Source organism: Mucilaginibacter pallidiroseus (genome assembly GCF_007846085.1).
Classification (GTDB): Bacteria; Bacteroidota; Bacteroidia; order Sphingobacteriales; family Sphingobacteriaceae; genus Mucilaginibacter; species Mucilaginibacter pallidiroseus.
Genome location: NZ_VOEJ01000005.1, coordinates 250,829 through 273,350, shown reverse-complemented (window position 1 = coordinate 273,350; position 22,522 = coordinate 250,829). Strand labels below are relative to the sequence as shown.

26 protein-coding genes are annotated in these 22,522 nt (G+C 43.2%); 7 read left to right on the top strand and 19 right to left on the bottom strand.

Annotated features, from left to right (window positions below):
• Positions 1–128 precede the first annotated feature (128 nt).
• From hisD to FPZ43_RS12220, 4 genes are all read right to left on the bottom strand, one after another.
• A complete protein-coding gene (gene hisD / locus FPZ43_RS12235) occupies positions 129–1,484 on the bottom strand; it encodes a histidinol dehydrogenase (protein ID WP_146382206.1) in 1,356 nt (451 codons plus the stop codon).
• A 64-nt stretch (positions 1,485–1,548) separates the two neighbouring features.
• On the bottom strand, positions 1,549–2,400 hold the full coding sequence (hisG, locus tag FPZ43_RS12230) for an ATP phosphoribosyltransferase (protein WP_146382205.1): 852 nt from the start codon (positions 2,398–2,400) through the stop codon (positions 1,549–1,551).
• Between the two features lie 374 nt (positions 2,401–2,774).
• Positions 2,775–4,319 (bottom strand): hypothetical protein, encoded by a 1,545-nt coding sequence (locus tag FPZ43_RS12225; protein WP_146382204.1) that lies wholly within the window; start codon positions 4,317–4,319, stop codon positions 2,775–2,777.
• An 84-nt stretch (positions 4,320–4,403) separates the two neighbouring features.
• Positions 4,404–4,895: a D-glycero-alpha-D-manno-heptose-1,7-bisphosphate 7-phosphatase gene (locus FPZ43_RS12220; protein ID WP_146382203.1), complete on the bottom strand. Its 492-nt coding sequence runs from the start codon at positions 4,893–4,895 to the stop codon at positions 4,404–4,406.
• Between the two features lie 252 nt (positions 4,896–5,147).
• Between FPZ43_RS12220 and gltB the strand changes: the two genes are divergently transcribed.
• The 4 genes from gltB (at position 5,148) to FPZ43_RS12200 (ending at position 11,697) form a co-directional block, all read left to right on the top strand.
• Positions 5,148–9,671: a glutamate synthase large subunit gene (gene gltB / locus FPZ43_RS12215; RefSeq protein ID WP_146382303.1), complete on the top strand. Its 4,524-nt coding sequence runs from the start codon at positions 5,148–5,150 to the stop codon at positions 9,669–9,671.
• Positions 9,672–9,676: 5 nt separating this feature from the next.
• On the top strand, positions 9,677–11,158 hold the full coding sequence (locus FPZ43_RS12210) for a glutamate synthase subunit beta (RefSeq protein WP_146382202.1): 1,482 nt from the start codon (positions 9,677–9,679) through the stop codon (positions 11,156–11,158).
• Between the two features lie 114 nt (positions 11,159–11,272).
• Entirely contained in the window at positions 11,273–11,470 is a 198-nt protein-coding gene (locus FPZ43_RS12205; protein ID WP_146382201.1) for a hypothetical protein, read from the top strand.
• Positions 11,470–11,697, top strand: a complete 228-nt coding sequence (locus FPZ43_RS12200) for a hypothetical protein (RefSeq protein WP_186461829.1) — start codon at positions 11,470–11,472, stop codon at positions 11,695–11,697. The genes FPZ43_RS12205 and FPZ43_RS12200 overlap by 1 nt, the downstream gene beginning before the upstream one ends.
• A 62-nt stretch (positions 11,698–11,759) precedes the next feature.
• On the opposite strand, the gene FPZ43_RS12195 is transcribed toward FPZ43_RS12200, so the two are convergent.
• Genes FPZ43_RS12195 through FPZ43_RS12185 form a run of 3 tightly spaced genes read right to left on the bottom strand, consistent with a single transcriptional unit; the run spans position 11,760 to position 14,127 of the window.
• Positions 11,760–12,425: a YdeI/OmpD-associated family protein gene (locus tag FPZ43_RS12195; RefSeq protein ID WP_146382199.1), complete on the bottom strand. Its 666-nt coding sequence runs from the start codon at positions 12,423–12,425 to the stop codon at positions 11,760–11,762.
• A gap of 6 nt (positions 12,426–12,431) precedes the next feature.
• Positions 12,432–12,965, bottom strand: coding sequence for an RNA methyltransferase (locus FPZ43_RS12190; RefSeq protein ID WP_146382198.1), 534 nt, complete (start codon positions 12,963–12,965; stop codon positions 12,432–12,434).
• On the bottom strand, positions 12,958–14,127 hold the full coding sequence (locus tag FPZ43_RS12185; RefSeq protein WP_146382197.1) for a galactokinase: 1,170 nt from the start codon (positions 14,125–14,127) through the stop codon (positions 12,958–12,960). The genes FPZ43_RS12190 and FPZ43_RS12185 overlap by 8 nt, the downstream gene beginning before the upstream one ends.
• 136 nt (positions 14,128–14,263) lie before the next feature.
• Here FPZ43_RS12185 and FPZ43_RS12180 point away from each other — a divergent pair, with 136 nt between their 5' ends.
• Positions 14,264–14,554, top strand: a complete 291-nt coding sequence (locus FPZ43_RS12180) for a YciI family protein (RefSeq protein ID WP_146382196.1) — start codon at positions 14,264–14,266, stop codon at positions 14,552–14,554.
• Between the two features lie 16 nt (positions 14,555–14,570).
• On the opposite strand, the gene FPZ43_RS12175 is transcribed toward FPZ43_RS12180, so the two are convergent.
• From FPZ43_RS12175 to FPZ43_RS12165, 3 genes are all read right to left on the bottom strand, one after another.
• On the bottom strand, positions 14,571–14,951 hold the full coding sequence (locus tag FPZ43_RS12175; RefSeq protein WP_146382195.1) for a hypothetical protein: 381 nt from the start codon (positions 14,949–14,951) through the stop codon (positions 14,571–14,573).
• A 71-nt stretch (positions 14,952–15,022) separates the two neighbouring features.
• Entirely contained in the window at positions 15,023–15,892 is an 870-nt protein-coding gene (locus FPZ43_RS12170; protein WP_146382194.1) for an aldo/keto reductase, read from the bottom strand.
• Between the two features lie 141 nt (positions 15,893–16,033).
• Entirely contained in the window at positions 16,034–18,754 is a 2,721-nt protein-coding gene (locus FPZ43_RS12165; protein ID WP_146382193.1) for a carboxypeptidase regulatory-like domain-containing protein, read from the bottom strand.
• A gap of 102 nt (positions 18,755–18,856) precedes the next feature.
• On the opposite strand from FPZ43_RS12165, the gene FPZ43_RS12160 reads away from it, so the two are divergent.
• Positions 18,857–19,327, top strand: a complete 471-nt coding sequence (locus FPZ43_RS12160) for a CYTH domain-containing protein (RefSeq protein WP_146382192.1) — start codon at positions 18,857–18,859, stop codon at positions 19,325–19,327.
• A gap of 60 nt (positions 19,328–19,387) precedes the next feature.
• Here FPZ43_RS12160 and FPZ43_RS12155 read toward each other — a convergent pair whose 3' ends face one another.
• On the bottom strand, positions 19,388–19,609 hold the full coding sequence (locus FPZ43_RS12155; RefSeq protein WP_146382191.1) for a hypothetical protein: 222 nt from the start codon (positions 19,607–19,609) through the stop codon (positions 19,388–19,390).
• Between the two features lie 284 nt (positions 19,610–19,893).
• Here FPZ43_RS12155 and FPZ43_RS12150 point away from each other — a divergent pair, with 284 nt between their 5' ends.
• Entirely contained in the window at positions 19,894–20,388 is a 495-nt protein-coding gene (locus FPZ43_RS12150; protein WP_146382190.1) for a hypothetical protein, read from the top strand.
• Between the two features lie 180 nt (positions 20,389–20,568).
• On the opposite strand, the gene FPZ43_RS12145 is transcribed toward FPZ43_RS12150, so the two are convergent.
• From FPZ43_RS12145 to FPZ43_RS19295, 8 genes are all read right to left on the bottom strand, one after another.
• On the bottom strand, positions 20,569–20,766 hold the full coding sequence (locus FPZ43_RS12145; RefSeq protein WP_146382189.1) for a hypothetical protein: 198 nt from the start codon (positions 20,764–20,766) through the stop codon (positions 20,569–20,571).
• Positions 20,767–20,831: 65 nt separating this feature from the next.
• On the bottom strand, positions 20,832–21,029 hold the full coding sequence (locus FPZ43_RS12140) for a hypothetical protein (RefSeq protein ID WP_146382187.1): 198 nt from the start codon (positions 21,027–21,029) through the stop codon (positions 20,832–20,834).
• Positions 21,030–21,100: 71 nt separating this feature from the next.
• On the bottom strand, positions 21,101–21,298 hold the full coding sequence (locus tag FPZ43_RS12135) for a hypothetical protein (RefSeq protein ID WP_146382188.1): 198 nt from the start codon (positions 21,296–21,298) through the stop codon (positions 21,101–21,103).
• A gap of 70 nt (positions 21,299–21,368) precedes the next feature.
• A complete protein-coding gene (locus FPZ43_RS12130; RefSeq protein WP_146382187.1) occupies positions 21,369–21,566 on the bottom strand; it encodes a hypothetical protein in 198 nt (65 codons plus the stop codon).
• 65 nt (positions 21,567–21,631) lie between these two features.
• Positions 21,632–21,844 (bottom strand): hypothetical protein, encoded by a 213-nt coding sequence (locus FPZ43_RS12125; RefSeq protein WP_146382186.1) that lies wholly within the window; start codon positions 21,842–21,844, stop codon positions 21,632–21,634.
• A gap of 60 nt (positions 21,845–21,904) precedes the next feature.
• Entirely contained in the window at positions 21,905–22,051 is a 147-nt protein-coding gene (locus tag FPZ43_RS19305) for a hypothetical protein (RefSeq protein WP_186461828.1), read from the bottom strand.
• Between the two features lie 35 nt (positions 22,052–22,086).
• The gene (locus FPZ43_RS19300) at positions 22,087–22,239 is read right to left on the bottom strand and encodes a hypothetical protein (RefSeq protein WP_186461827.1); all 153 of its coding nucleotides are present in this window, start codon (positions 22,237–22,239) and stop codon (positions 22,087–22,089) included.
• A 54-nt stretch (positions 22,240–22,293) separates the two neighbouring features.
• A complete protein-coding gene (locus FPZ43_RS19295) occupies positions 22,294–22,458 on the bottom strand; it encodes a hypothetical protein (protein WP_186461826.1) in 165 nt (54 codons plus the stop codon).
• Positions 22,459–22,522 lie beyond the last annotated feature (64 nt).

The following is a 22,522-nucleotide window of genomic DNA, read 5'->3' as shown; positions in this document are numbered from 1 at the left end:
TCATTGCGAGCGACAGCGTGGCAATCTCCTCGCGTTTTAGGAATTATGCATTGGCGACGGGATTGCCGCGTCGCTATGCTCCTCGCAATGACATATTATTTTTGTCCTTGCTAACTCCAGCTCCCCCTTCAGGGGGCCGGGGGGCTCAACCGCACACTCACCGCATTTCTGTGTGCGTGCAGGCCTTCCATTTCGGCCAAAATTTCAACTGATGGTCCAATGTTCTGGATACCCTCATGTGTCAAATGCTGGAAGGTAATCTTCTTCACAAACGAATCTACCGAAACACCCGAGTAAGCCCTTGCATAACTGCTGGTTGGCAGGGTATGATTTGTGCCCGATGCATAGTCGCCGGCACTTTCGGGCGTTAAGTTACCCAGGAACACCGACCCGGCATTTATGATGCTACCGCTTATTTGTTGCCAGTGTTGGGTAGCTAAAATTAAATGTTCCGGCGCATACTGGTTACTAAAGGCCATGGCTTCTTCCAAATTCCCGGTAACTACCATGTACGATTGATCGAGCGCCTGCCTTGCTATTTCCGCACGGGGCAGGGTAGGTAGTTGCCTGTCAACCTCGGCTTGCGTTGCTTCGGCAATCTGTTGCGAGGTACAAACCAAAATGCTTTGGCTGTCAATTCCATGCTCTGCCTGAGCCAACAAATCGGCTGCAATAAAAACAGGGTTTGCAGTATCATCGGCAATCACCAATACTTCCGAAGGGCCCGCAGGCATATCAATGGCAGTAGTGGTAGTGCTTTGTATAATGGTTTTTGACTTTGTTACAAATTGGTTGCCCGGGCCAAATATCTTATCAACCTTGGCAATGCTTTCGGTACCGTAGGCCATTGCGGCAACTGCTTGCGCGCCGCCTGCCAGGTAAACTTTATCTATACCCAACATTAAAGCCACGTAAGCTATAAATGCGTTAACCTTACCATTTTTTTGAGGCGGCGAGCAAACTACAACCTCTTTACAACCTGCTATTTTTGCCGGTATGCCCAGCATCAAAAAGGTTGATGGTAGTACAGCCGTACCACCGGGAATATAAAGGCCAACTTTTTCGATAGGCCTTAACTCTCGCCAGCAGCTAACACCCGGCATAGTTTCCACCTTATCCTCGGTTTTTAACTGGCTTTGATGAAACTTGTAAATATTGTCGTAAGCAACTTGTAAAGCGGCTTGCTGGTCGGCCGATACAGCAGCTGCTATTTCCTGCAATTCGGTTTTATCGAGATAAAGTTTATCAAGGCTTACCTTATCAAACTTTTCGGCATAGTCGGCCAAAGCATTATCGCCGTGTTGTTTAACATTTTCAATAATATCCTCAACAAGCGTGCGTATCTCATTTGCCGGATCAACATTACGTTGTATCAGGCGAGAAATATCGGAGACAGAAAGTTCGGAATATTTGTATATGGCCCCCCCGCCCCCTGAAAGGGGAGCTTTTAAAGAGCTTGGTTGCGAATAGTTTTTATTCTCCATGATGAGGTATTATATCCTTTTTAGGATTGCCACGCAAATTCTGTTCCCCTTTAGGGGTAGGGGTTTACAATATTATCTTTTCTATAGGCATAACAACAATGCCCTGTGCGCCTGCCTGTTTAAGCTGGCTTATACGGCTCCAAAAATCACGCTCAGGAATTACAGTGTGTACAGCCACCCAATCGCCTTCGGCCAATGGCACAACTGATGGGCTTTTCACGCCCGGTAGCAATGCTAATATGGCCTCAAGGTTTTTGCGTTCCACATTCAATACCACATACTTGGTTTCTTTGGCACGTAAAACTGATTGTACCCGTTGAATAAGTTCCTTTATCAGGTCATCGTCTTCGCTGCCTTTGCGGCCAATTAGCACCGCTTCGCTGCTCATTACATCGGCAAATGGTTTCAATCCATTACTCTTCAGGGTGCCGCCTGTTGATACTAAATCGCAAATGGCATCCGCAAGGCCAAGGCCCGGAGAAATCTCAACAGAACCGGATATGGTACGAATATCTGCAGTTATATTTTGTTGCTTTAAAAACTTATCCAGTATTACCGGGTAAGTGGTAGCTATCGAGCGCCCGTTTAGCTGAGAAAGGTCTTCAATGCTGTTATTGTTAGGCACCGCTATTTTAAGCGAGCATTTACCAAAGCCAAGCTTTTGCAGGTAGCTCACCTCAACTTCGGTTTCCTGTATAACGTTTTCGCCAACTATACCCAGGTCGGCAATGCCGTCTTGAACATATTCGGGGATATCATCATCACGCAGAAAAAGAATTTCTAACGGGAAATTTGATACAGGAGAGATAAGCGAGCTTTTGTAATTTTCAAAATTTAAGCCGCAGTTTTTCAATAATTCAACGGATTTTTCGTTGAGCCGACCCGATTTTTGGATCGCTATTTTAAGTGTTTTCACAAGTTGGATTTAAAGTGACTATTAAAAAAAATGGAGTTGTTATTTCGTGTAGAAACGTACATTATCTATTTACCACCAGATGGTGATGATGCAGATGAAGATGATGTAGTTTAAACTTTTCCATTTTGTATTTAGTACACGTATCGGTAAGTGCTGCAAATATATACACTACAATTTTAAATCAAAATTTAAAATGAATTTTTTTGCCGAAAATGAAATTTTTATGCCACTTTTTTATAAAAATGGCAATATGTATAAGCGCTTATATAATTATGGTAAGTAAATCTTGTTATTCTGAGCTTAAGAAAGAATCTAATAGCGAGCTATGCAATTTCACAGATTCCTTTCGCTGCGCTTCCCACGGAATGATAAGCTTATTTTATGTCAGAAACTTTTACCATGTCTACCTCATCGTACTCATAAATTGCACCTTCACCCTCAAAGGTTTTTAGCAGTTTAAGGTTTTTATTCTTCTTGATTTCATCAAGTGTAATCAACTCTTTATTATATAAGCGGTCGAACCAGATGATATAAAACCGTTTCTTTTTATAAAAATTGGCAATTTCCTGTTTAAAGAAAACATGGGGTACCAAATAGGCCGACATGCCCGAGAAAAAATACACGGCCTCGTGTGCATCCGAATATACAGGAACCCCTTTTTTAAATGCATTATGATCTACCTGTTTCAGATAGTTTGCCATAGCCGACTCCTGCCACTCTGCATCTGTATAACCCGGCACGCCGTAGTCGTCTGCAATCTGATCGTTGTAACGGGCTTTATCTATCATAAAAACCTTTGTAAGGTAGCCAAGCATCAGTAGTATGAAAATGCCTGCAACAATGTTTCGGGTGGTTTTAACCCTGATTTTTTTCAGTGCGAGTAATGCCCAGCTGGTGTAACCCCATAAGGCCGGGATATACATGGGCGATAACAGGCGGGCGTTGATACGCTCGTACCGCGAAAAGGTTGACGAAAGCACGATGAACAAACCGTAGATCAGCGCAAATGTGATGGCCAGGTTTTCGTAGCTGTTTAAATGCCTGCGGTAATAGTTATAAGCCAATGCGGCTATAAAGCCCAAAAGGATTATAATAGCCAGCGGGGTAGCCAGGAAGTATTGTTCGGGTGTAAAGCCCATCCAGTCGCAGAAAACGGTACCGAAGTAGTGCAGGTTCTCCATAAATGGTGTTATGGAAGGTTCGCGCGGTCCGGTAACCGTGCCCGATACATAGGCATTCATGGCCAGGTTGGCTACCAACAACGATATACAGATAAAGCCGTATATAAATATGTGGCTGATTTTCTTTTTAATTGGCAGATGCCTGTCCAACAATAATATTAAGCCACCCGTGCCTACAATGGTTACAGCGGCATAACGCGTTACACATGATATGGCAGCAACAGTAGCCGCTGCAACCAGCCATTTAACCGAGTAGGTGGCCAGATACTGCCTGAAAACCACGAGGAAGATGAGTACTTCGAGGATAAATACCGTCTCGGACCATAGCAATGAATAGATCTGCAATAAGCCCGGGTTAAGGATGATTCCGGTAAGCATCAGCCACTTATATATGCGCGACGATGGATTGAACCTGTACATGATGTACCCGCTCAGCCATATCAGCAAAGCAAATAAAATCATGTTGAGCGTTGCGCCAAACGCTACCGGGTCAACGCCCGTTGTAAATGCTATTATGCCTAAAAATACCGGGTAAAATACCGGGAAATCCACAATAGGGACGTGGTTGAAGGTGTGAAGCGTGCCGTGTGCCGCAAAGCTGCGGGCCGCACTTGTGTACATGATTGAGTCGGGCGAGATGCCTACGCCGTTATAGCTCGTAAATATATAAATGGCGTAAATCCCTATCGCCGAAAAAAGCAGGGTATCGTAGTTTTTTATTTTATCTAAAAATCCCATTCATCGCTTAAAAGGATACAAAGAGCATATTGTTTTAAAACCATCGAAACAACGTCCTTAAATTGCTTTGATATAACAACCAAATTACTCAATCAAATCAAGCACAGTGCTTAACGGCTGGTCGCTGTTAATTAATATACCCTTTACACCGGCTGATGTACCTGCAATCACATCACGTTCGCGGTCGCCTATAAAGTATGATTTTGCCGGGTCGACATTGTATTTTTCGATGCCCTGTAATAGCAAGCCCGGTTTTGGTTTGCGGCAATCACAGTCGCCGGTAAAATCGGGGTGGTGGGGGCAGTAAAAAAAGTCGGTCAGTTTAACACCATGGTCATAGTAGGTTTGCTTTAAAAGCGCGTGCATTTTTGCAAGTTCGTCTTCGGTATACCAGCCTTTGGCAAGGCCGCCCTGGTTTGTAGCTACCAGTAAAAGATAGCCTCGATCCTGCAATTCCTTAAGTGCATCAAAGTTGTCCAAAATATGAAAATCTTCCACACGGCATACATAGTCGCCCATTTCCTTGTTTAAAACTCCGTCGCGATCTAAAAAAACTGCTTTCACTTTTTCGGCCATGATGTATAGATTATCCTGATTTTTTGGCAAAGGTAAACAATTGCCTGCTTTTACTATGTGTGCATATTAAATGCGCAAATGCAATTGTCAATTTCATAGCTAATGTATACGAATATTATAGACTTAATAATTTTTTAATAAAAAATTGGCATTGTTTTAATAAATTTAAAAAAATAAAGCTGTTTAATATAAAAATATTGAAATTTAGTAACTTCGTTTTTACACGTGCTTACAAAAATGCGTGTGAAAGATATGGATCAAACAGATGGCAACCAGCAAGGCCTTTACAGGCCCGAATTTGAACACGACTCTTGTGGTACCGGTTTTATAGCCCATATACATGGACATAAATCGCATAGCATTGTTGATGATGCGCTAACCATGTTAGAAAACATGGAACACCGCGGTGCTTGCGGGTGCGACCCTGATAGCGGCGACGGTGCAGGTATCCTGTTTCAACTCCCTCACGAATTTTTGTTAGAAGAATGTGCCGACCTTGAGATAAGCCTTCCTGAGCCCGGCGAGTATGGCGTGGGGATGATATTTTTCCCTAAAGAACCCGCTTTGAAAAAGGCATGCCGCACCATTATTGGCGCAGCTGCAGATAAGCTTGGTTTTAAGATACTTGGCTTCCGTAAGCTGGCTGTTAATTCATCGGTAATTGGCGAAACCGCTCGCCAGGCCGAGCCTGATTGTGAGCAGCTGTTTTTGGCAAGGCCGCAAGGCATTGTAAATGCTGATGATTTTGAGCGCAAGCTTTATGTACTGCGCCGCTATATAAATAAACAGGTTAATGAAACGGTGGCTGCAGCCGGCGAGCATTTTTACTTTACCTCGCTGTCATGCAAAACTATTGTGTACAAAGGGCAGGTTACTACCTTCCAGTTACGCCAATACTTTCCGGATCTGGTAGATACACGTGTAGCATCCTGTTTGGCCATGATCCACTCCAGGTTTTCTACCAACACTTTCCCGTCATGGAAATTGGCCCAGCCTTTCAGGCTTATTGCCCATAATGGTGAGATCAATACTTTAACAGGTAACTTAAACTGGTTTTATGCCGGCTTAAAATCATATGCTTCGGCTTACTTTACCGCCGAAGAGATGGATATCCTGCTACCAATCATCGACAATAACCAGTCGGATTCGGCCTGTTTGGATAACATGATCGAGATATTGCTGCATACCGGCCGATCATTACCGCACGTAATGATGATGCTGGTGCCCGAGGCATGGGACGGCAACGAGCAGATGGACCCGGTAAAAAAAGCTTTCTATGAGTTCCATGCAACCCTGGTTGAGCCTTGGGATGGCCCTGCAGCCATATCATTTACTGATGGTAAAAAGGTAGGCGCCGTGCTTGACCGTAATGGCCTGCGCCCCCTACGTTTTGTAATAACCAGCGATAACCGCGTTATTGCTGCGTCAGAAGCGGGCACCCTTAAAATAGACGAAAGCACTGTTTTAAGAAAAGGCCGCCTGCAACCTGGTAAAATGCTGCTTATAGATACCGAAAAAGGCCGCATTATTACCGACGAAGAAATTAAACAAGAAGTTGCCGGCCAGCAGCCTTATGGCACCTGGTTGGAAAACTATAAAATTCGCCTGGGCGAATTGGCTGCACCACGTTTGGCCTTTGCCAGCCTTTCGGCAGATGCTGTTTACCGTTACCAGCAGGTGTTTGGTTACAGCCGCGAGGATATCGATACCATTATCAAACCAATGGCCTTGGATGGTAAGGAACCGGTTGGCTCGATGGGTACTGATGTGCCTTTGGCTATCCTGTCTGATAAACCTCAGCACCTTTCAAGCTACTTTAAGCAGTTTTTTGCGCAGGTAACCAACCCGCCTATCGACCCAATTCGTGAGCGTTTGGTAATGAGCCTTGCTACCTTTATTGGTAACAATGGCAACCTACTTGACGAGGATAAAATGCACTGCCATTGCGTTGTGCTTAACCACCCGATATTAAAGAACCACCAGGTTGAAAAACTGAGGAGTATCGATACCGGTTTGTTTCATGCCAAAACACTGCAAACCTACTTTAATGCCGACGGCCAGCCCGGCTCGTTAGAAAAAGGTATAGCGCGACTTTGCCGTTATGCGGAAGATGCTGTTGATGATGGTTTTGAAGTATTGATCCTAAGCGACCGTGCTATCGATTCGGAACACGCGCCTATCCCGATGTTGCTGGCAGTGTCTGCCGTGCACCACCACCTGATCAAAAAAGGTCGTCGCGGTGCTGTAGGCATTGTTGCCGAAACAGGCGACGTTTGGGAAGTACATCATTTTGCTACTTTACTGGCATTTGGTGCTACAGCTATCAACCCGTATCTGGCATTATCATCAATAGAAACATTGAAAAATGCAGGTGCGTTAGATACCAGCCTTGATATTAAGAGCCTTTTCAAAAACTACGTTAAATCAGTCAATGATGGCTTGTTGAAGATCTTCTCGAAAATGGGTATTTCTACTTTGCAGTCATACCATGGCTCGCAGGTGTTCGAAATATTGGGTCTTAACAAAGCCGTTGTGGATAAATATTTTGTAGGTGCAGTTACCCGTATAGAGGGCCTTGGCCTTGACGAGATTGCCCGCGAAGCTTTGTGTAAACACAAAATTGGCTTTGGTGCGAAATCTGAAAACCACTTATTGCCCGAGGGTGGTATTTACCAATGGAAACGCAGGGGCGAGGCGCACTTGTTTAACCCAACTACGGTACACTTGCTGCAGCATGCAACCCGCAGCAACAGCTACCAGGTTTATAAAAACTATGCATCGGTTATTAATGAGCAAACCGAGAAGCATTTTACCATACGTGGCTTGCTCGATTTTGCACACCACCGCGAGGCCATAAGCATTGACGAGGTTGAGCCGATTGAGAGCATCATGAAGCGCTTTGCAACCGGTGCCATGTCATTCGGTTCTATCTCTCACGAGGCACACAGCACAATGGCCATTGCTATGAACCGCATTGGCGGCAAAAGCAATACCGGCGAGGGTGGTGAGGACGAGATGCGCTACGAGAAAATGGCCAACGGCGACTCTATGCGCTCGGCTATTAAGCAAATTGCATCGGCACGTTTCGGAGTAACTTCAAACTACCTTACCAATGCCGATGAGTTACAGATAAAAATGGCGCAGGGTGCTAAGCCAGGCGAAGGCGGTCAGCTGCCAGGCCATAAGGTTGATGAGTGGATTGCCAAAACACGCCACTCAACACCGGGTGTAGGCCTTATATCGCCGCCACCGCACCACGATATTTATTCTATTGAGGATTTAGCCCAGCTTATCTTCGATCTTAAAAATGCTAACCGCGCTGCACGTATCAATGTTAAGTTGGTATCAAAAGCAGGTGTGGGCACCATAGCCGCGGGTGTTGCCAAAGCACATGCGGATGTGATCCTGATTGCAGGGTATGACGGTGGTACAGGTGCATCGCCAATAAGCTCTGTAAAACACGCGGGCTTACCATGGGAGCTTGGCCTTGCCGAAGCACACCAAACGCTGGTACGCAATAAACTGCGCAGCCGTGTAACGCTACAAACAGATGGACAATTAAAAACCGGTCGTGATTTGGCCATTGCCACCTTAATGGGAGCCGAGGAATGGGGTGTTGCAACTGCGGCCCTTGTTGCCGGCGGTTGTATTATGATGCGTAAATGCCACTTAAACACCTGCCCTGTAGGCGTGGCCACGCAAGACCCTGAGTTGCGCAAACTATTTAGCGGTAGCCCGGATCATGTTGTAAACCTGTTTAGGTTTATGGCCGAGGAACTGCGCGAAATTATGGCCGAGCTTGGTTTCCGTACCATCAATGAAATGGTTGGCCGTGTGCAATTCCTTAAAGTTAAGGATGGTATCAAGAACTGGAAAGCCAAAAAGATTGACCTTTCTGCCATATTGCACCCTGTAAATACTGCCAAAGGTATGACGCTTTACAAAAGTGAGGAGCAGGATCATGGTATGGATGCCATATTGGATTGGGAGCTGTTAAAGAACGCTAAAGTAGCTTTAGAAGATAAAACGCCGGTATTTGCATCATTCGTTGTGAAGAACGTTGACCGCACGATAGGAACGTTGTTATCCAACGAGATTTCGAAAGTTTACGGTTCAGCAGGCTTGCCCGATAATACTATCAACTACAAGTTTAAAGGATCTGCCGGGCAAAGCTTTGGGGCATTCACAGCAAAAGGTATATCATTTGAGCTTGAAGGGGAGGCTAACGATTACGTTGGTAAAGGCCTGTCGGGAGCGCAACTGGCGATTTACCCGGCTGCTAATGCAACCTTCTCGCCTCAGGATAATATCATCATTGGTAACGTGGCCCTTTACGGTGCTACCAGCGGCGAACTATTTGTAAACGGTATGGCCGGCGAGCGTTTTGCCGTGCGTAACTCGGGCGCTACCACGGTTGTTGAAGGTATTGGCGATCATGGTTGCGAGTACATGACCGGGGGTCGTGCACTTATTCTTGGCGAAACAGGCCGCAACTTTGCTGCCGGCATGAGCGGTGGTATTGCATGGGTATACAACCCTAAAGGCACCTTTGCCGATAACTGCAATACCGAAATGGTTGACCTTGATCCGCTTTCATTGAAGGATGAAGAGCAGATAAAGGCCCTGCTTAAAAAACATGTAAGCCTAACAAAAAGTAAGGTAGCGCAAGACCTGTTAAAAAATTGGAGCGAGGCTTCGGGCCAATTTATAAAGGTTTACCCTAAAGAGTACAAAAAGGCATTGGAGAAATTAGAATATCAAACTATCAGTCAATAATAATTATGGGAAAAGTTACAGGATTTCAGGAATTTAATAGGGAACTCCCTCATAAAACACCTGTTGCCGAAAGGGTAAAAAACTATAATGAGTTTGTTGGCTTATATAGCGATGAAAAGTTAAACCAGCAGTCGGCACGTTGTATGAACTGCGGTATACCGTTTTGCCACTCGGGCTGCCCGCTTGGCAATGTTATCCCTGAGTTTAATGATGCAGTATATCGCGGCAGCTGGGAAGAGGCTTACCAAATTTTGTCATCAACTAATAACTTTCCCGAATTTACCGGCAGAATTTGCCCTGCACCTTGCGAATCTGCATGTGTGTTAGGCATTAATAAGCCAGCGGTAGCTATCGAGGAAATTGAGAAACATATTATTGAGATAGCCTACTCAAAAAACCTGGTTAAGCCGGTTGCGCCTTTAATTAAAACGGGCAAAAAGGTGGCTGTTGTTGGTTCGGGCCCCGCAGGTTTGGCTGCTGCTGCACAGTTGAGCAAAGCAGGCCACAGTGTAACTGTTTACGAGCGCGACGACCGCCCCGGTGGTTTGCTGCGTTATGGTATACCCGATTTTAAATTAGAGAAATGGGTTATTGATCGCCGCATCCAGGTTATGGAAGAGGATGGCGTAACTTTTCAATGCAATGTTGAGGTAGGTAAAACCATTGCTGCGGATGAGATTGTGCGCACGCATGATGCCGTAGTACTTGCAGGTGGTTCAACCATTCCGCGTGATTTGCCTATACCGGGCCGCCAGTTAAAGGGCGTACACTTCGCGATGGATTTCTTAAAGCAACAGAACAAACGCGTTAGCAGCACAGCTATCAATGCAGAAGAAATACTAACTACAGGCAAGGATGTTGTGGTTATAGGCGGTGGTGATACCGGATCTGACTGTGTGGGTACATCAAACCGCCAGAATGCAGCTTCGGTTAAGCAGTTTGAGGTAATGGTGCAACCGCCCGAGAAACGTACTGCGCACATGCCTTGGCCTACATACCCAATGGTGCTTAAAACTACCAGTTCTCACGAAGAAGGCGTTGAACGCTTTTGGGGTATAAATACCAAAGAGTTTTTGGGCGATGAAAATGGCGAACTGCGGGCTCTAAAAGTAAGTGACGTAAGCTGGGAGATTGATGATTTTGGCCGCCCTATGAAATTTAGCGAAGTTGAAGGCAGCGAACGCGAAATACCTTGCCAGCGTGTTTTCTTGGCAATGGGCTTTGTACACCCCCAGTTTGAGGGTGCTTTGCAGCAGCTTAACGTAAAACTGGATGACCGTAAAAACGTACAGGCACAAGAAGGCGTTTACCGCACAAATGTAAGTAAGGTTTTTACCGCAGGAGACATGCGCAGGGGACAATCACTGGTGGTTTGGGCAATATCTGAAGGGCGTGAAGCTGCACGTAAGGTTGATGAGTTTTTGATGGGGCACACAACGCTTGAGAGTAAAGATGCGGTCAATCAATTTGAGCAGGTTTTTTACTAACTATTTAATTGACAGTAGAGTTATTTTATTATATTAGAAAAGTTTTTTCAAACAGTATAGCCGCTTATTGCGAGCCAGGATTAGAGGGGAAGGTTTTACTCAATAATTTAATCTATGGCAAAAATAGCTTTGGAAATATGTACGTTGCTTGCCCTTAACTTTTCTGTTAAAGCTCAAACTTCAAAAAGTTCGGTATTGGTAAACCCGTTTGCAAATATGGCTTTTGCAAATGCCTACAAAGATACGGTTACGCTGTATGCTACCTACACAGGTGAAACAGGCAAGGTTAGTGAAACAGCCTGCTCACCCTAATGCAGATAAACAAGTTATACGGCCTTAATTTAAACAGATTGAAAAAGGCTATAGGAGTAAGCCTGAATGGTTACAAGCAGAAGTTTTACGTGCCTTTTACCGGTAACAATGCCGATGCCTTAACCGCTGCTAAAGCCAACGCCCCGCTCCGGATAAAATGTACTGTTTACCGTTTCTTTACGGTTGATGGTGTTTCTAACTTCTTTTATGTAGATAAGATACTTTAAAATAGAAGGGGCCGCATGCGGCCCTTTACATTTTACTAATATTGTATATTATTCTCAATCTTTTATTTGTCAGTAGGATTGCGTTTGCCTGCCAGCAGCATCTCCACCATTTTTGCTATGCGGTTTTGACGCGTTTGTTCTTGCTTGGCGCTAAGAATCCAAACTGCATATTCCTTTTTGTGGGAGTAGGCGAGTTTGTCAAAATGCCCGAGTGCAGTAGGGTGGCCAGCCAGGGCTTCCATAGCATCTGCAGGTAGCATTACTGTTTTGGTATCTGGGTCGATGAATGATGAATAATCGTTTTTGTTACCAATGGCTTGCTTGCTGCTATCAGATTTTTTAACCAAATGTTCCGGGCGGAAACGTAGTGCCGTCCAAACACCATTTACAGCAGCTGAGGCTACCGGGCGCAATCCATGCGCAGCCATAATATCCCAGCTACCCATCATTTCAAGGTCTGTCGGTACCCCTGAATTCTTTTTTGGATAAATGATCCACAGCACGGTATCGTTAGTGAGAATCGGTTTTATCTGTGCAAGGTTTGCTTCAAGTTCGCTGCTGTTCTTAGCAAAAATCTGCATACCGTTAACACTTGCTTCGTTTAAACTAAAGATAAGCTGCGTATTATCCGGTACCGGCTCTAAAGTAGACGGATAGCTTTCGGGCGCATTTAGTATCAGCCAGCTTTGACCCGGTTTCATCAGTAACTTTTTTGCAAGCGCATTCATATTTGTTTATTTGAGATTGAGTTTAGCGAAAAAATCCCACAGCACTATACCTGCCGATACCACGATGTTGAAAGAGTGCTTAGTGCCAAATTGCGGTATCTCGATGCACTCGTCAATTACCTGCATTACTTCATCGCTCACGCCGTTTACCTCGTTGCCAAATATAAGTGCATACTTTTCGTTTGGCTTTGGCTCAAAAGTATGCAGCATGGTGCTATTTTCGGCCTGTTCAATGGCAATGATCTTGTATCCATCAGCTCTTAGCTTTCCTACGGCTTGCACTGGTGTTTCAAAATAAGTCCACTCCACCGATTGTGTAGCACCTAATGCCGTTTTTTCAATTTCGCGATGTGGTGGTTGCGCTGTGATCCCACAAAGGCAAATCTGCTCAACGGCAAAGCCATCACTCGTCCGAAAAATCGAACCTATATTATGCATACTGCGCACATTATCTAACACCACGGCAACGGGCAATTTATCCTGTTCTTTAAATTCGCCAATGGTAGCGCGGTTCAGTTCGTCGAGTTTTAATTTACGCATATTGCTCCTGTTTCAATTCGCTAACGCCATTGCCAATTAATGATTTGTAAACAGATGGAGCGTATCCAATTTTATTGGTGTAGTATTCTGTAACTTCTGCACTAAACTTATCAAAGGCGCTGCCTTTAACCAATGCAATGGCGCAGCCGCCAAATCCGGCTCCCGTCATGCGGGCACCTATAACGTCGGGGTTTGTGGCGGCATATTCAACAACGGTATCTAGTTCAATACCGCTTACTTCATATAAATCGCGAAGTGAATTGTGCGAAGCATACATAAGCCTGCCAAATTCTTCCAGGTTATTGCCGCTTAGCGCTTCCGCTGCCAGTTTTACCCTGTCGTTCTCTTCAATTACGTGGCGTGCCCTGTTGTTTACTGTTTGGTCTGTTAACAGATGTTGGTACTTGTTATAAGTATCGGTATCAATATCGCAAAGGTATTTGATATAAAGCTCCTGCTTTAGTGCCTGCAGCGCTTCGGCACACTCTTCAACGCGTTCGTTGTATTTGGATTCTGCCAATTTGCGCGGCTTATTGGTATTTATAATAGCTAAAACGTACTCCCCAAGGTTGGTATGTACCGCTTCATATTCAAGCGTGTCGCAGTTAAGCATCAAAGCTTTATTCTGCTCGCCAAAGGTTACCGAAAATTGATCCATAATGCCGCTGTTTAGGCCTATGAAAACGTTTTCGACCCATTTAGAAAGCAGGACAAGGTCCAGCTTGCTGAAACCGGCATCGAATATTTGGTTAAGCGCAAAAGCCGTTACCACTTCTATTGATGCAGAAGATGAAAGGCCAGACGCTATGGGGATATCGCCGTAATAAAGCATATCTAGCCCGCCAAGCGTTTTATTTTGTTGCAGAAAGTAACTGATGACTCCGGTAGGGTAGTTGTACCAGAGGCTGCCTTGCTTGGCATGGTCGGCGTTAATTTCTATACTGCCTTCTTCGGGGAAGTTGATACTTTTAAAACGAAAAACGTTATCATCATTTGGTGCTACCAGCAAATAAGTGCCGAATGTTACTGCGCAAGGCATTACCAGGCCACCATTGTAGTCGATATGCTCGCCAATAAGATTTACGCGCCCGGGCGAAAAAAAAGAATGTGTGGCCGACTTATTATATGTTTGTTTAAATTGTTGCTGAAGTTGGTTTTTCATGTTTGCGTTTACTTTGGCAATGTTTAACAAATATGAAAAAACTTAAGCTTATTAGCGGTACGGCAAATAAGTAAATTGACTTAATTTGCATTGCCCTTTGCGTATTTGCATTGGCTAATAATTTAATTTTCTTGATATGAAACAATACTTAGTTACCGGATACGATTATACCGACGAGGGTGCTCTTGACAGACGCATGAATGCGAGGCAGCAACACCTTGATGGCGCAAAACGCCTTAAGGAGAGCGGCAATTTTGTTTTAGGCGGTGCCATGCTTAATGACGATGGTAAAATGATAGGATCAACGCTGGTGCTGCAATTTGAGAGCGAAAGCGAACTGCAGGACTGGAAGGAAAACGAAATTTATATTGTAGCTAAAGTTTGGGAGACGGTGGATATTAAGCCATTTAAGGTGGCAAATATCTAGGAATATCTAAGTGAAGTTATAAGCAGTCGTAGCCGTTAAATTCCCAGTAACCCTGTGCCGATTTTTGGTAATGAACACGGTAACTTTTACCGGACGTTTTAAAATCGAACGAAAACTGCTGAACAGCGGGGTCATGCGGGATAAATTGTTCAATGATTGTTTCGGAAACAAGGCGCACGGTTTCTGCCTCTGCGTTGTGTGGCTCCGGCTGTAAAGTGGCTACGTAGTCGGCATAGCTGGTAAACGTTTGCTGCCCATGTTGCGTTTGTTTTGCTGCTTCAAAAGCCTGCCTGGCATAAGCTTCCATAGCGTTCAATAAATCATTGGCAGACATTTCGGGATTGCCATCAGCGCCAGTGCTATAAAAGCTGTCTAGAATCTCTTCTTTAGTTTTCATTGAAGCAAAAATACATATAACAAAAAAGGATATCACATTTGTGATATCCTTTTAAATAGCTTAATGGTCGCTTAACCTACCGGCGGGTTAATACCATCTAATTCTTCAATGTCAGCTTCGTCCAGTTTAATGTCGGCTGTCTTCATGTTCTCTTCCAGGTGGGCCACACTTGATGTGCCCGGGATAAGTAATATATTGGGCGAATGTTGCAATAGCCATGCAAGGGCAATCTGGTGTATGGTAGCGCCGTGTTTGTCGGCAATTGCTTTCAGCTTTTCTTCCGCGGTGACATTGCCACCGCTTAGGGGATACCATGGTATGAACGCAATATTATTTTCTTCGCAATACTCCAGGACACCTTCCCATTTACGGTTATCTACGCTGTACATATTTTGTACCGATACCACATCAAAGTATTCCTGCGCATGTTTAATGGCATCAACATCAACTTCCGATAAACCTATGTGTTTTATTTTACCTTCCTGTTGTGCGTTCTTTAAAAATTCGAAGCTTTTTTCGGCAGGTACTTTTGGATCAATGCGGTGTAATTGATACAGGTCGATATGGTCAACTTTTAAGCGTTTCAAGCTACCTTCCAAAGCTTCTTTTAAATGCTCAGGGCTGGCGTCAACAGGCCATTGGTCGGGCCCGGTGCGCAATAAACCGCCCTTGGTGGCTATTAGCAAGTCTGATGCGTACGGATGAAGTGCTTCGGCAATCAGTTCTTCAGATACATTTGGGCCGTAGCTATCGGCAGTATCAATGAAATTAACGCCAAGCTCTACAGCTTTTTTTAGCACGCGGATAGATTCATCATGGTTGGCAGGCGGCCCCCATATGCCTTTGCCGGTAATGCGCATGGCGCCGTAACCAAGCCTGTTTATGGTGATTTCGCCGCCTATTTTAAATGTTTTGTTTGTTGAGGTGTTTATATCGCTCATGATTTTGGTGTTTGATATTGATTAAGCAACAGGCGTTGGCGTTCAATTGTTCACGCATCTAAACCATTACAATGTCATTTACCTAAACAAAAATGTCCGCACAAATAAATGAGCGGACTAATAAATCATATAGTATTATAGCTACTTAACCGTGTACCTGATAACCGAACGGCCAAGGTTGCCATCAGTATCAAGCCCTTCAATAGTTACGCGGTAGGTTCCACGGCTATCGGCATTGTAAAAATCAAATGTGCTTGTACCTGTTGTTTTATCGGTAATCACTTTAGGGTTCCAGTAAATTGTAGTGCGCAGGTCTGTAGTGCCGTTTGTTTTAGGCACTATGTATTTGGGCGAGTAAAACTCACGCACAGGCGCGTAACCAAACGGCATAAAATTAAGTATACTTGGCGGCGGAATCATTTCCTGAAGTTGGGCAAAACTTATCTTCTCCTTTTTTATTTTTTTCATAGTAATGGAAATAATGCCCATTGTGCCGAACATGTTATTAATGCCACTTACGCCATCTTTATAAAAAACCTCTATATTTTCAACGTTGTCGCCGCGTACACCATTTAAATAGTTTGCATCAACAGCAAGGCCGTCTACATAGATTTGTACCGGGGCTTTATTGGGAGTGTTGTAGTAGCGGGTAAGGTACAAAAGATTATTGTCAAATGTTATACCTAAAGCTATAGCTGGCAAACAGGTTAGCAATGATGGGCAAGATCCAATCCTTTCGGCCCCAATGGTTTGGTCGGCTAATGGCGGCAGCGTACTCAACATAGGGTAGTCAAGGTGCGGAGCCCGTTTTATAACTGTCGATTTAATTACAACCTCTTTCAATATGTGTAAGGCATCATATCTTACCTTGCTATTATTTAGGTAAGGCTTAAACGTGCTATCGATATTTGTGATCTCATCCGGCGCATAGGCGTTGGCGGAAGGGCTTTGCACTGTTTCCGGATTCACGTTGATCATCAGGTTCCTGTTATTTGGATTGTTGCGCGCGCTCAATGTAAGCTGTGATGAATCCTTGAAATTAAGATTCGACAATTTAAAGTTACCCGTCATATCAGTTATGGTTTCGACGGACTGCTTGCCGGGTATAGCAAGGCGAAGATTACCTTTTGCAATAGGAAGGCCCGTGTTGTTCCGTAAGATGCCTGCTATTTCAATTCCGTTTAATTCGGGCATTAAAAATAATTTTGGCAAACGGTTGTTTATGATGTTTGAGTAGGATATGCGGCGATAACCTTGTGTGAGCAGGAGCAAATCTAAATCTTCTTCGGCTGTAGCGTTTTTAGCTAAAAAGTAATAGTTCGGCTTTTCAATGTATCCTTTCAGGTCTGATGTAAGCAAAAGGTTCGAAAGTATGGTTGTCTCGTTGTTTTCATCATAAGGTACTTTTCCTTCGTCAATTACCGACACCGAAAAATTACCCTGAACCGGCAGTAGCTTGTTTTTGGCCAATACGGATAAGCGAACGTTCTGGCGTGTTGTATATATCTTTTTATCAGTAGCGATGTTCAGTTTCAGGTTGTCCTTATGGTTGATGAATATAAGACGCTCACTAACCGGCGAACCAAAAGCTGAAAGCAGTGTAAACTGTACCAATCCTGTGGGAAATTTGCGTTTAGGTATCGATGCGTTATAAACCTGCGATTGTAAAGTAGTTTTGGCTGCAAAAAATATGGCACCGCCTATTTGCCCAATCACGTAAAAGTGCTTGTTTTGGTTTGCCTGGAAATAGTTTTGGTTGGTTGATATTTTCAGCGTGATGTTACTATCGGCCGGTGCATTGTAAATTGTCATGTTGATACCGCCCGGCATCGAGCGTGGCAAGGGGTAGGTAGCTTTTGACCCATCAGCAAAAGTGATATTCGCTTTATAACTTTTACCTTCTTCAGGTACCATGGCAAACACACCCATCCCCAGATGTTTTGAAGAAAAAGTAATAACCTCGGTACCGGCATTATCAACTACCGAACCTTTTGCCTCAATGCCTAACCCGTTTATGTCTATAGCCTTAAAAGCCACACGAGAGCGTACGCCGTTAATTAGCTCGCCGCCTTCCGGGAAAAATTGAACGTCCTTGCTACCTATGGCCGGCTTTATAGCAATATTATTAGTAACCGTTCGGCGTTCACCCATATCCATTTGGGTTGTAAGCAAGGCGTTTTTCAGATTGGCATTTGCAACTCCGGTAAAGCTTACGTTCAAGATGCCGTTGGCATCTGTAGTGCCCTTGCCTTTTGCAATTTCGCTGCCGTTTAGGCCAACAATCCAGTTTACCTTTTTATTTGCCTGCACTATGCCTGCCTCGTTGTAAGTTATGGCGGCATCAACCTTTAATTTGCCATCTGCAGTAGGGCTGCTTTTAAAACTTACATTGGTTTTTACATCGTTATCTATAGCATTGCCAATAGCAATGTTTTTATTAAAAAAGTAGTCGGGCTCAAAGTTGCGCATCCATGCTGTGTATGCTCTTATATGATAATTGCCCTGTGCATATTGTGAAGGTAAAAAAATAAGGCTGCCGCTTGCAACGCCATTGGTAACCGGCATTTTTAGTATCTGTACTATTGAATCGCGGTTGTTGGCAATATCCAGGTAAACTATGGTGCTGATATTAGTTGGCCGGTGATTTTCCATCGTAACATAAGCCTTAAACCAGGCCGTATCACCGGCGGCATAAAAGCGTTTATCAAAGTGTACGTAAACTTTCTCGATGGGGTAATCGCCTGCAAATTTTACAGTTTTGGCAAGCAGGGTGTTAAGGTCTACAGTATCCCTTTGGGCAAACGCTGATGCAGAAAACAGAGCGATTAATGATACGAGGAGGGTAAATTTTCTTAAGATCATTTCACAAAAAAAGTAGCTCGGGCTAAGATAAACAATTAGCTTTACCGCAGGCCAAAGGCCCGGTTATTTAACACTTTATAACAATATTGTTAAGATAGAAAAATGGGTATCGAGATAGAACGGAAATTTTTAGTAGATCATATAAAGTGGGCTGCATTTAACAAACCGGAAGGCAATGTTTACAGGCAAGGCTACATTTTAAGTGACGTGAGCCGTACGGTACGCATTCGTGTAACCAATAAATCTGCTTTTATAACGCTGAAGGGTGGTACTACAGGTATAAGCCGAAGCGAATTTGAATATGAAATACCCATTGCAGAGGGTATCGAAATATTAAAAGGCTTTGCTGTATCATCGATTGAAAAGGTACGATACAATATACCCTACAAAGGACATACCTGGGAAGTTGATGTTTTTGAAGGTGACAACGCCGGATTAATAGTTGCAGAGATTGAATTGCAGAGCGAAGAGGCAATATTTGAGAAACCCGATTGGGTTACCAAGGAGGTGAGCGAAGATGGCAGGTATACAAATGCAAGCTTATCTGTAAACCCTTTTAAAAACTGGAATTAATGCCCTTAAATAAAAAACGCGGGTTTATCATAATAAACCCGCGTTTTTTATTAGTTCGAACTATTTACTCCAGCCCGAACCTTTTTTAGCGTTGCCTGCTTCAATGTGGCTCTCGGCAGTTGCTTTGCTCATTATAGCTGCCATTTTGTTACCATCGGCATCTTTACCTGTTGCTATATAACGACCAGATTTTACGTCGATAACTGGATCAACCATCGGTACGTTTTTGGTTTTCGTCTTAACTGAATAGGCGGTAATACCACCAGATTTTGCTGCTGCCATGATAAGTTTTTAAAATTGTTAGTTTAATTGTATTTGTTATAAAATGTTTTTCGAGGCGTTTTGTTTTAGTGCAGATGCAAAACAATACCTTAAATCGTTGCCAATATATGTATTAAAGCCAATTAAACAAACTTTTGAGGTGTTTGTGACTAAATACGTGAAAGAATGATTACACCCGTTCTATATCTAAGTACAGTTGGCATACAACTTAATCATTTAATAAAGCCGAACATTTTTTAAAGCAAATTGTATTACTGCTTAATATTTACGAAACACTATAACAAATGAAAAAGTACTTTTTTATAAGCATGCTTGCCCTTGCATCATGCGCAGGTAACGCAAAAAAAGATGGTGATACAACAGCTAATGCCGGGCAGGATACTACTGCTGTGGTGACTGCTGCAGAAACTCCGGCTCAAAATATGGAATATTGTTTTGTACATACCGATGGCACAAGTGCGCAAGATACTACAGCAGTACACCTGATGATCGACAATGGCAAAGTAAGCGGAGATATGAACTGGATGCCTAAGGAGAAAGACAGTCGCAAGGGTACTTTAAGCGGCACTATGCAGGGCGACATTATAAAAGCTACCTGGACCTTTATGCAAGAAGGTATGAAGGATACTATGGCGGTTGAGTTTAAACTCTCATCTCAACAGCTGGCCCAAAAGGCGTTGGTTTACAATAAAACGAATGGCCGTCAGCAAACGGATGCAAAATCTGACTACCAGGTTATTTACAATCTTGATAACTGCAACAGGTTCAAGTCTAAATAATTGTATACCTATTTGGCATATTACACATTCCTAAGGCGCATTTTGCGCCTTTTTTATTTTGCATCAATTTCAATGTGCCTTAGCAGACGCTACGACTAAAGCCGTGCTTATTAAATGAATTCTGTAGCAAGTTGAAGCAAAGGCTAATACAACTTTCAACATTAGGTGCTTAAGCTTAGCTTAGTCGGCAGTGCCTAAGTCTTTTTTAGTCGGTTTGTAATCGGCGGTACCTAAGTCTTTTTTAGTGTCGGCAGTACCCAGGTCTTTTTTTGTATCAGCGGTGCCTAAGTCTTTTTTGGTTTTTCCGGTACCGGCGTTGGCTACAGAAACGATACCTGTTGATAATACTAATGCGATTGCTATGATTGATTTTTTCATGACGTTATATGTTGTACTTGTTTGAAATTTTTGTGGTGGTAATTGATTATGCGAGGGCTAAATAATCAGTCAGCAGTGCCTAAATCTTTTTTAGTCAGTTTGTAATCAGCGGTACCTAAATCTTTTTTAGTATCGGCAGTACCCAGGTCTTTTTTTGTATCAGCGGTGCCTAAATCTTTCTTGGTTTTTCCTGTTCCGGCGTTGGCTACAGAAGCGATACCTGTTGATAATACTAATGCGATTGCTATGATTGATTTTTTCATGATGTTATATGTTGTACTTGTTTGAAGTTTTTGTTGTGGTAATTGATATGTGTGTGGGCAGGGCTAAATAATTAGTCAGCAGTTCCTAAATCTTTTTTAGTCAGTTTGTAATCAGCAGTACCTAAGTCTTTTTTAGTATCGGCAGTACCCAGGTCTTTTTTTGTATCAGCGGTGCCTAAGTCTTTTTTAGTTTTTCCTGTTCCGGCGTTGGCTACAGAAACAATACCTGTTGATAATACTAATGCAATTGCTATGATTGATTTTTTCATGATGTTATATGTTGTACTTGTTTGAAGTTTTATTTATGTAATTGATATGTGTGGGGGTAGGGCTAAATAATTAGTCGGCAGTTCCTAAATCTTTTTTAGTCAGTTTGTAATCGGCGGTGCCTAAATCTTTTTTAGTATCGGCAGTACCCAGGTCTTTTTTAGTATCGGCGGTGCCCAAGTCTTTTTTGGTCTTTCCGGTACCGGCGTTGGCTACAGAAGCGATACCTGTTGATAATACTAATGCGATTGCTATGATTGATTTTTTCATGATGTTATATATTGTACTTGTTTGAAATTTTTGTTGTGGTAATTGGTTGTGCGAGGGCTAAATAATTAGTCAGCAGTTCCTAAGTCTTTTTTAGTCAGTTTGTAATCAGCAGTACCTAGATCTTTTTTAGTATCGGCAGTACCCAGGTCTTTTTTAGTATCTGCGGTACCTAAGTCTTTTTTGGTGGTTGATGAGTCCCGTTTAATCGGAGCATGGGTGGTTGCTGATAATACGCCTGTGGTTAATATCAATGCGAATGCTATGATTGATTTTTTCATGATCTTTGTTGTTTATTTATATGTTTTGTGAGTTGACTTGTCTGGAAATGAAAAGGATAATTAATCTGCTGTACCCAGGTTTTTAAATATGGCGTGGGTGCTATGCCCTGTTACAGCATTAAATGTTTTGATGCTAACCTGGTTCTTACATGATTGGGTTAGGCCCGCTGTAATCATGAATGCTGCTGCAACTATTATCTTTTTCATTGTATTATTTTAAATCTTCCTGTAATGAATAGGTGTTAATCGGCGGTGCCCAAATTTTTAAGTGGAGATACAGCGCTATTCTGATGTTCGATTACGTTGGCGAATGAAGTAATAGTAACCTGGTTTTTGCATGATGGCAGTAATCCGGCAATTAATATGGCAACAAGGGCAAACAGTATCTTTTTCATCGTATCTCGTTTTTTAAATGTTTTTTAATCTGTTAAATAAAGGAGGATATATAATTAATCGGCGGTGCCAAGGTTTCTTGCAGCTTCGTCATTTATAGGCCCAGTACTGGCAATACCTCGAGAAATTGGGGGCTCAGTTTTTTTAATTGGCAGCAATTCTGCACTTACACATAAACCAGCACTTGCAAATAGTGCTGCCGCGATAATGATTTTTTTCATACCGAATTGACTTTATATCGTCTACTTAATTATTTATTTCAACTGTTGCCGTTCTTGTTCACTA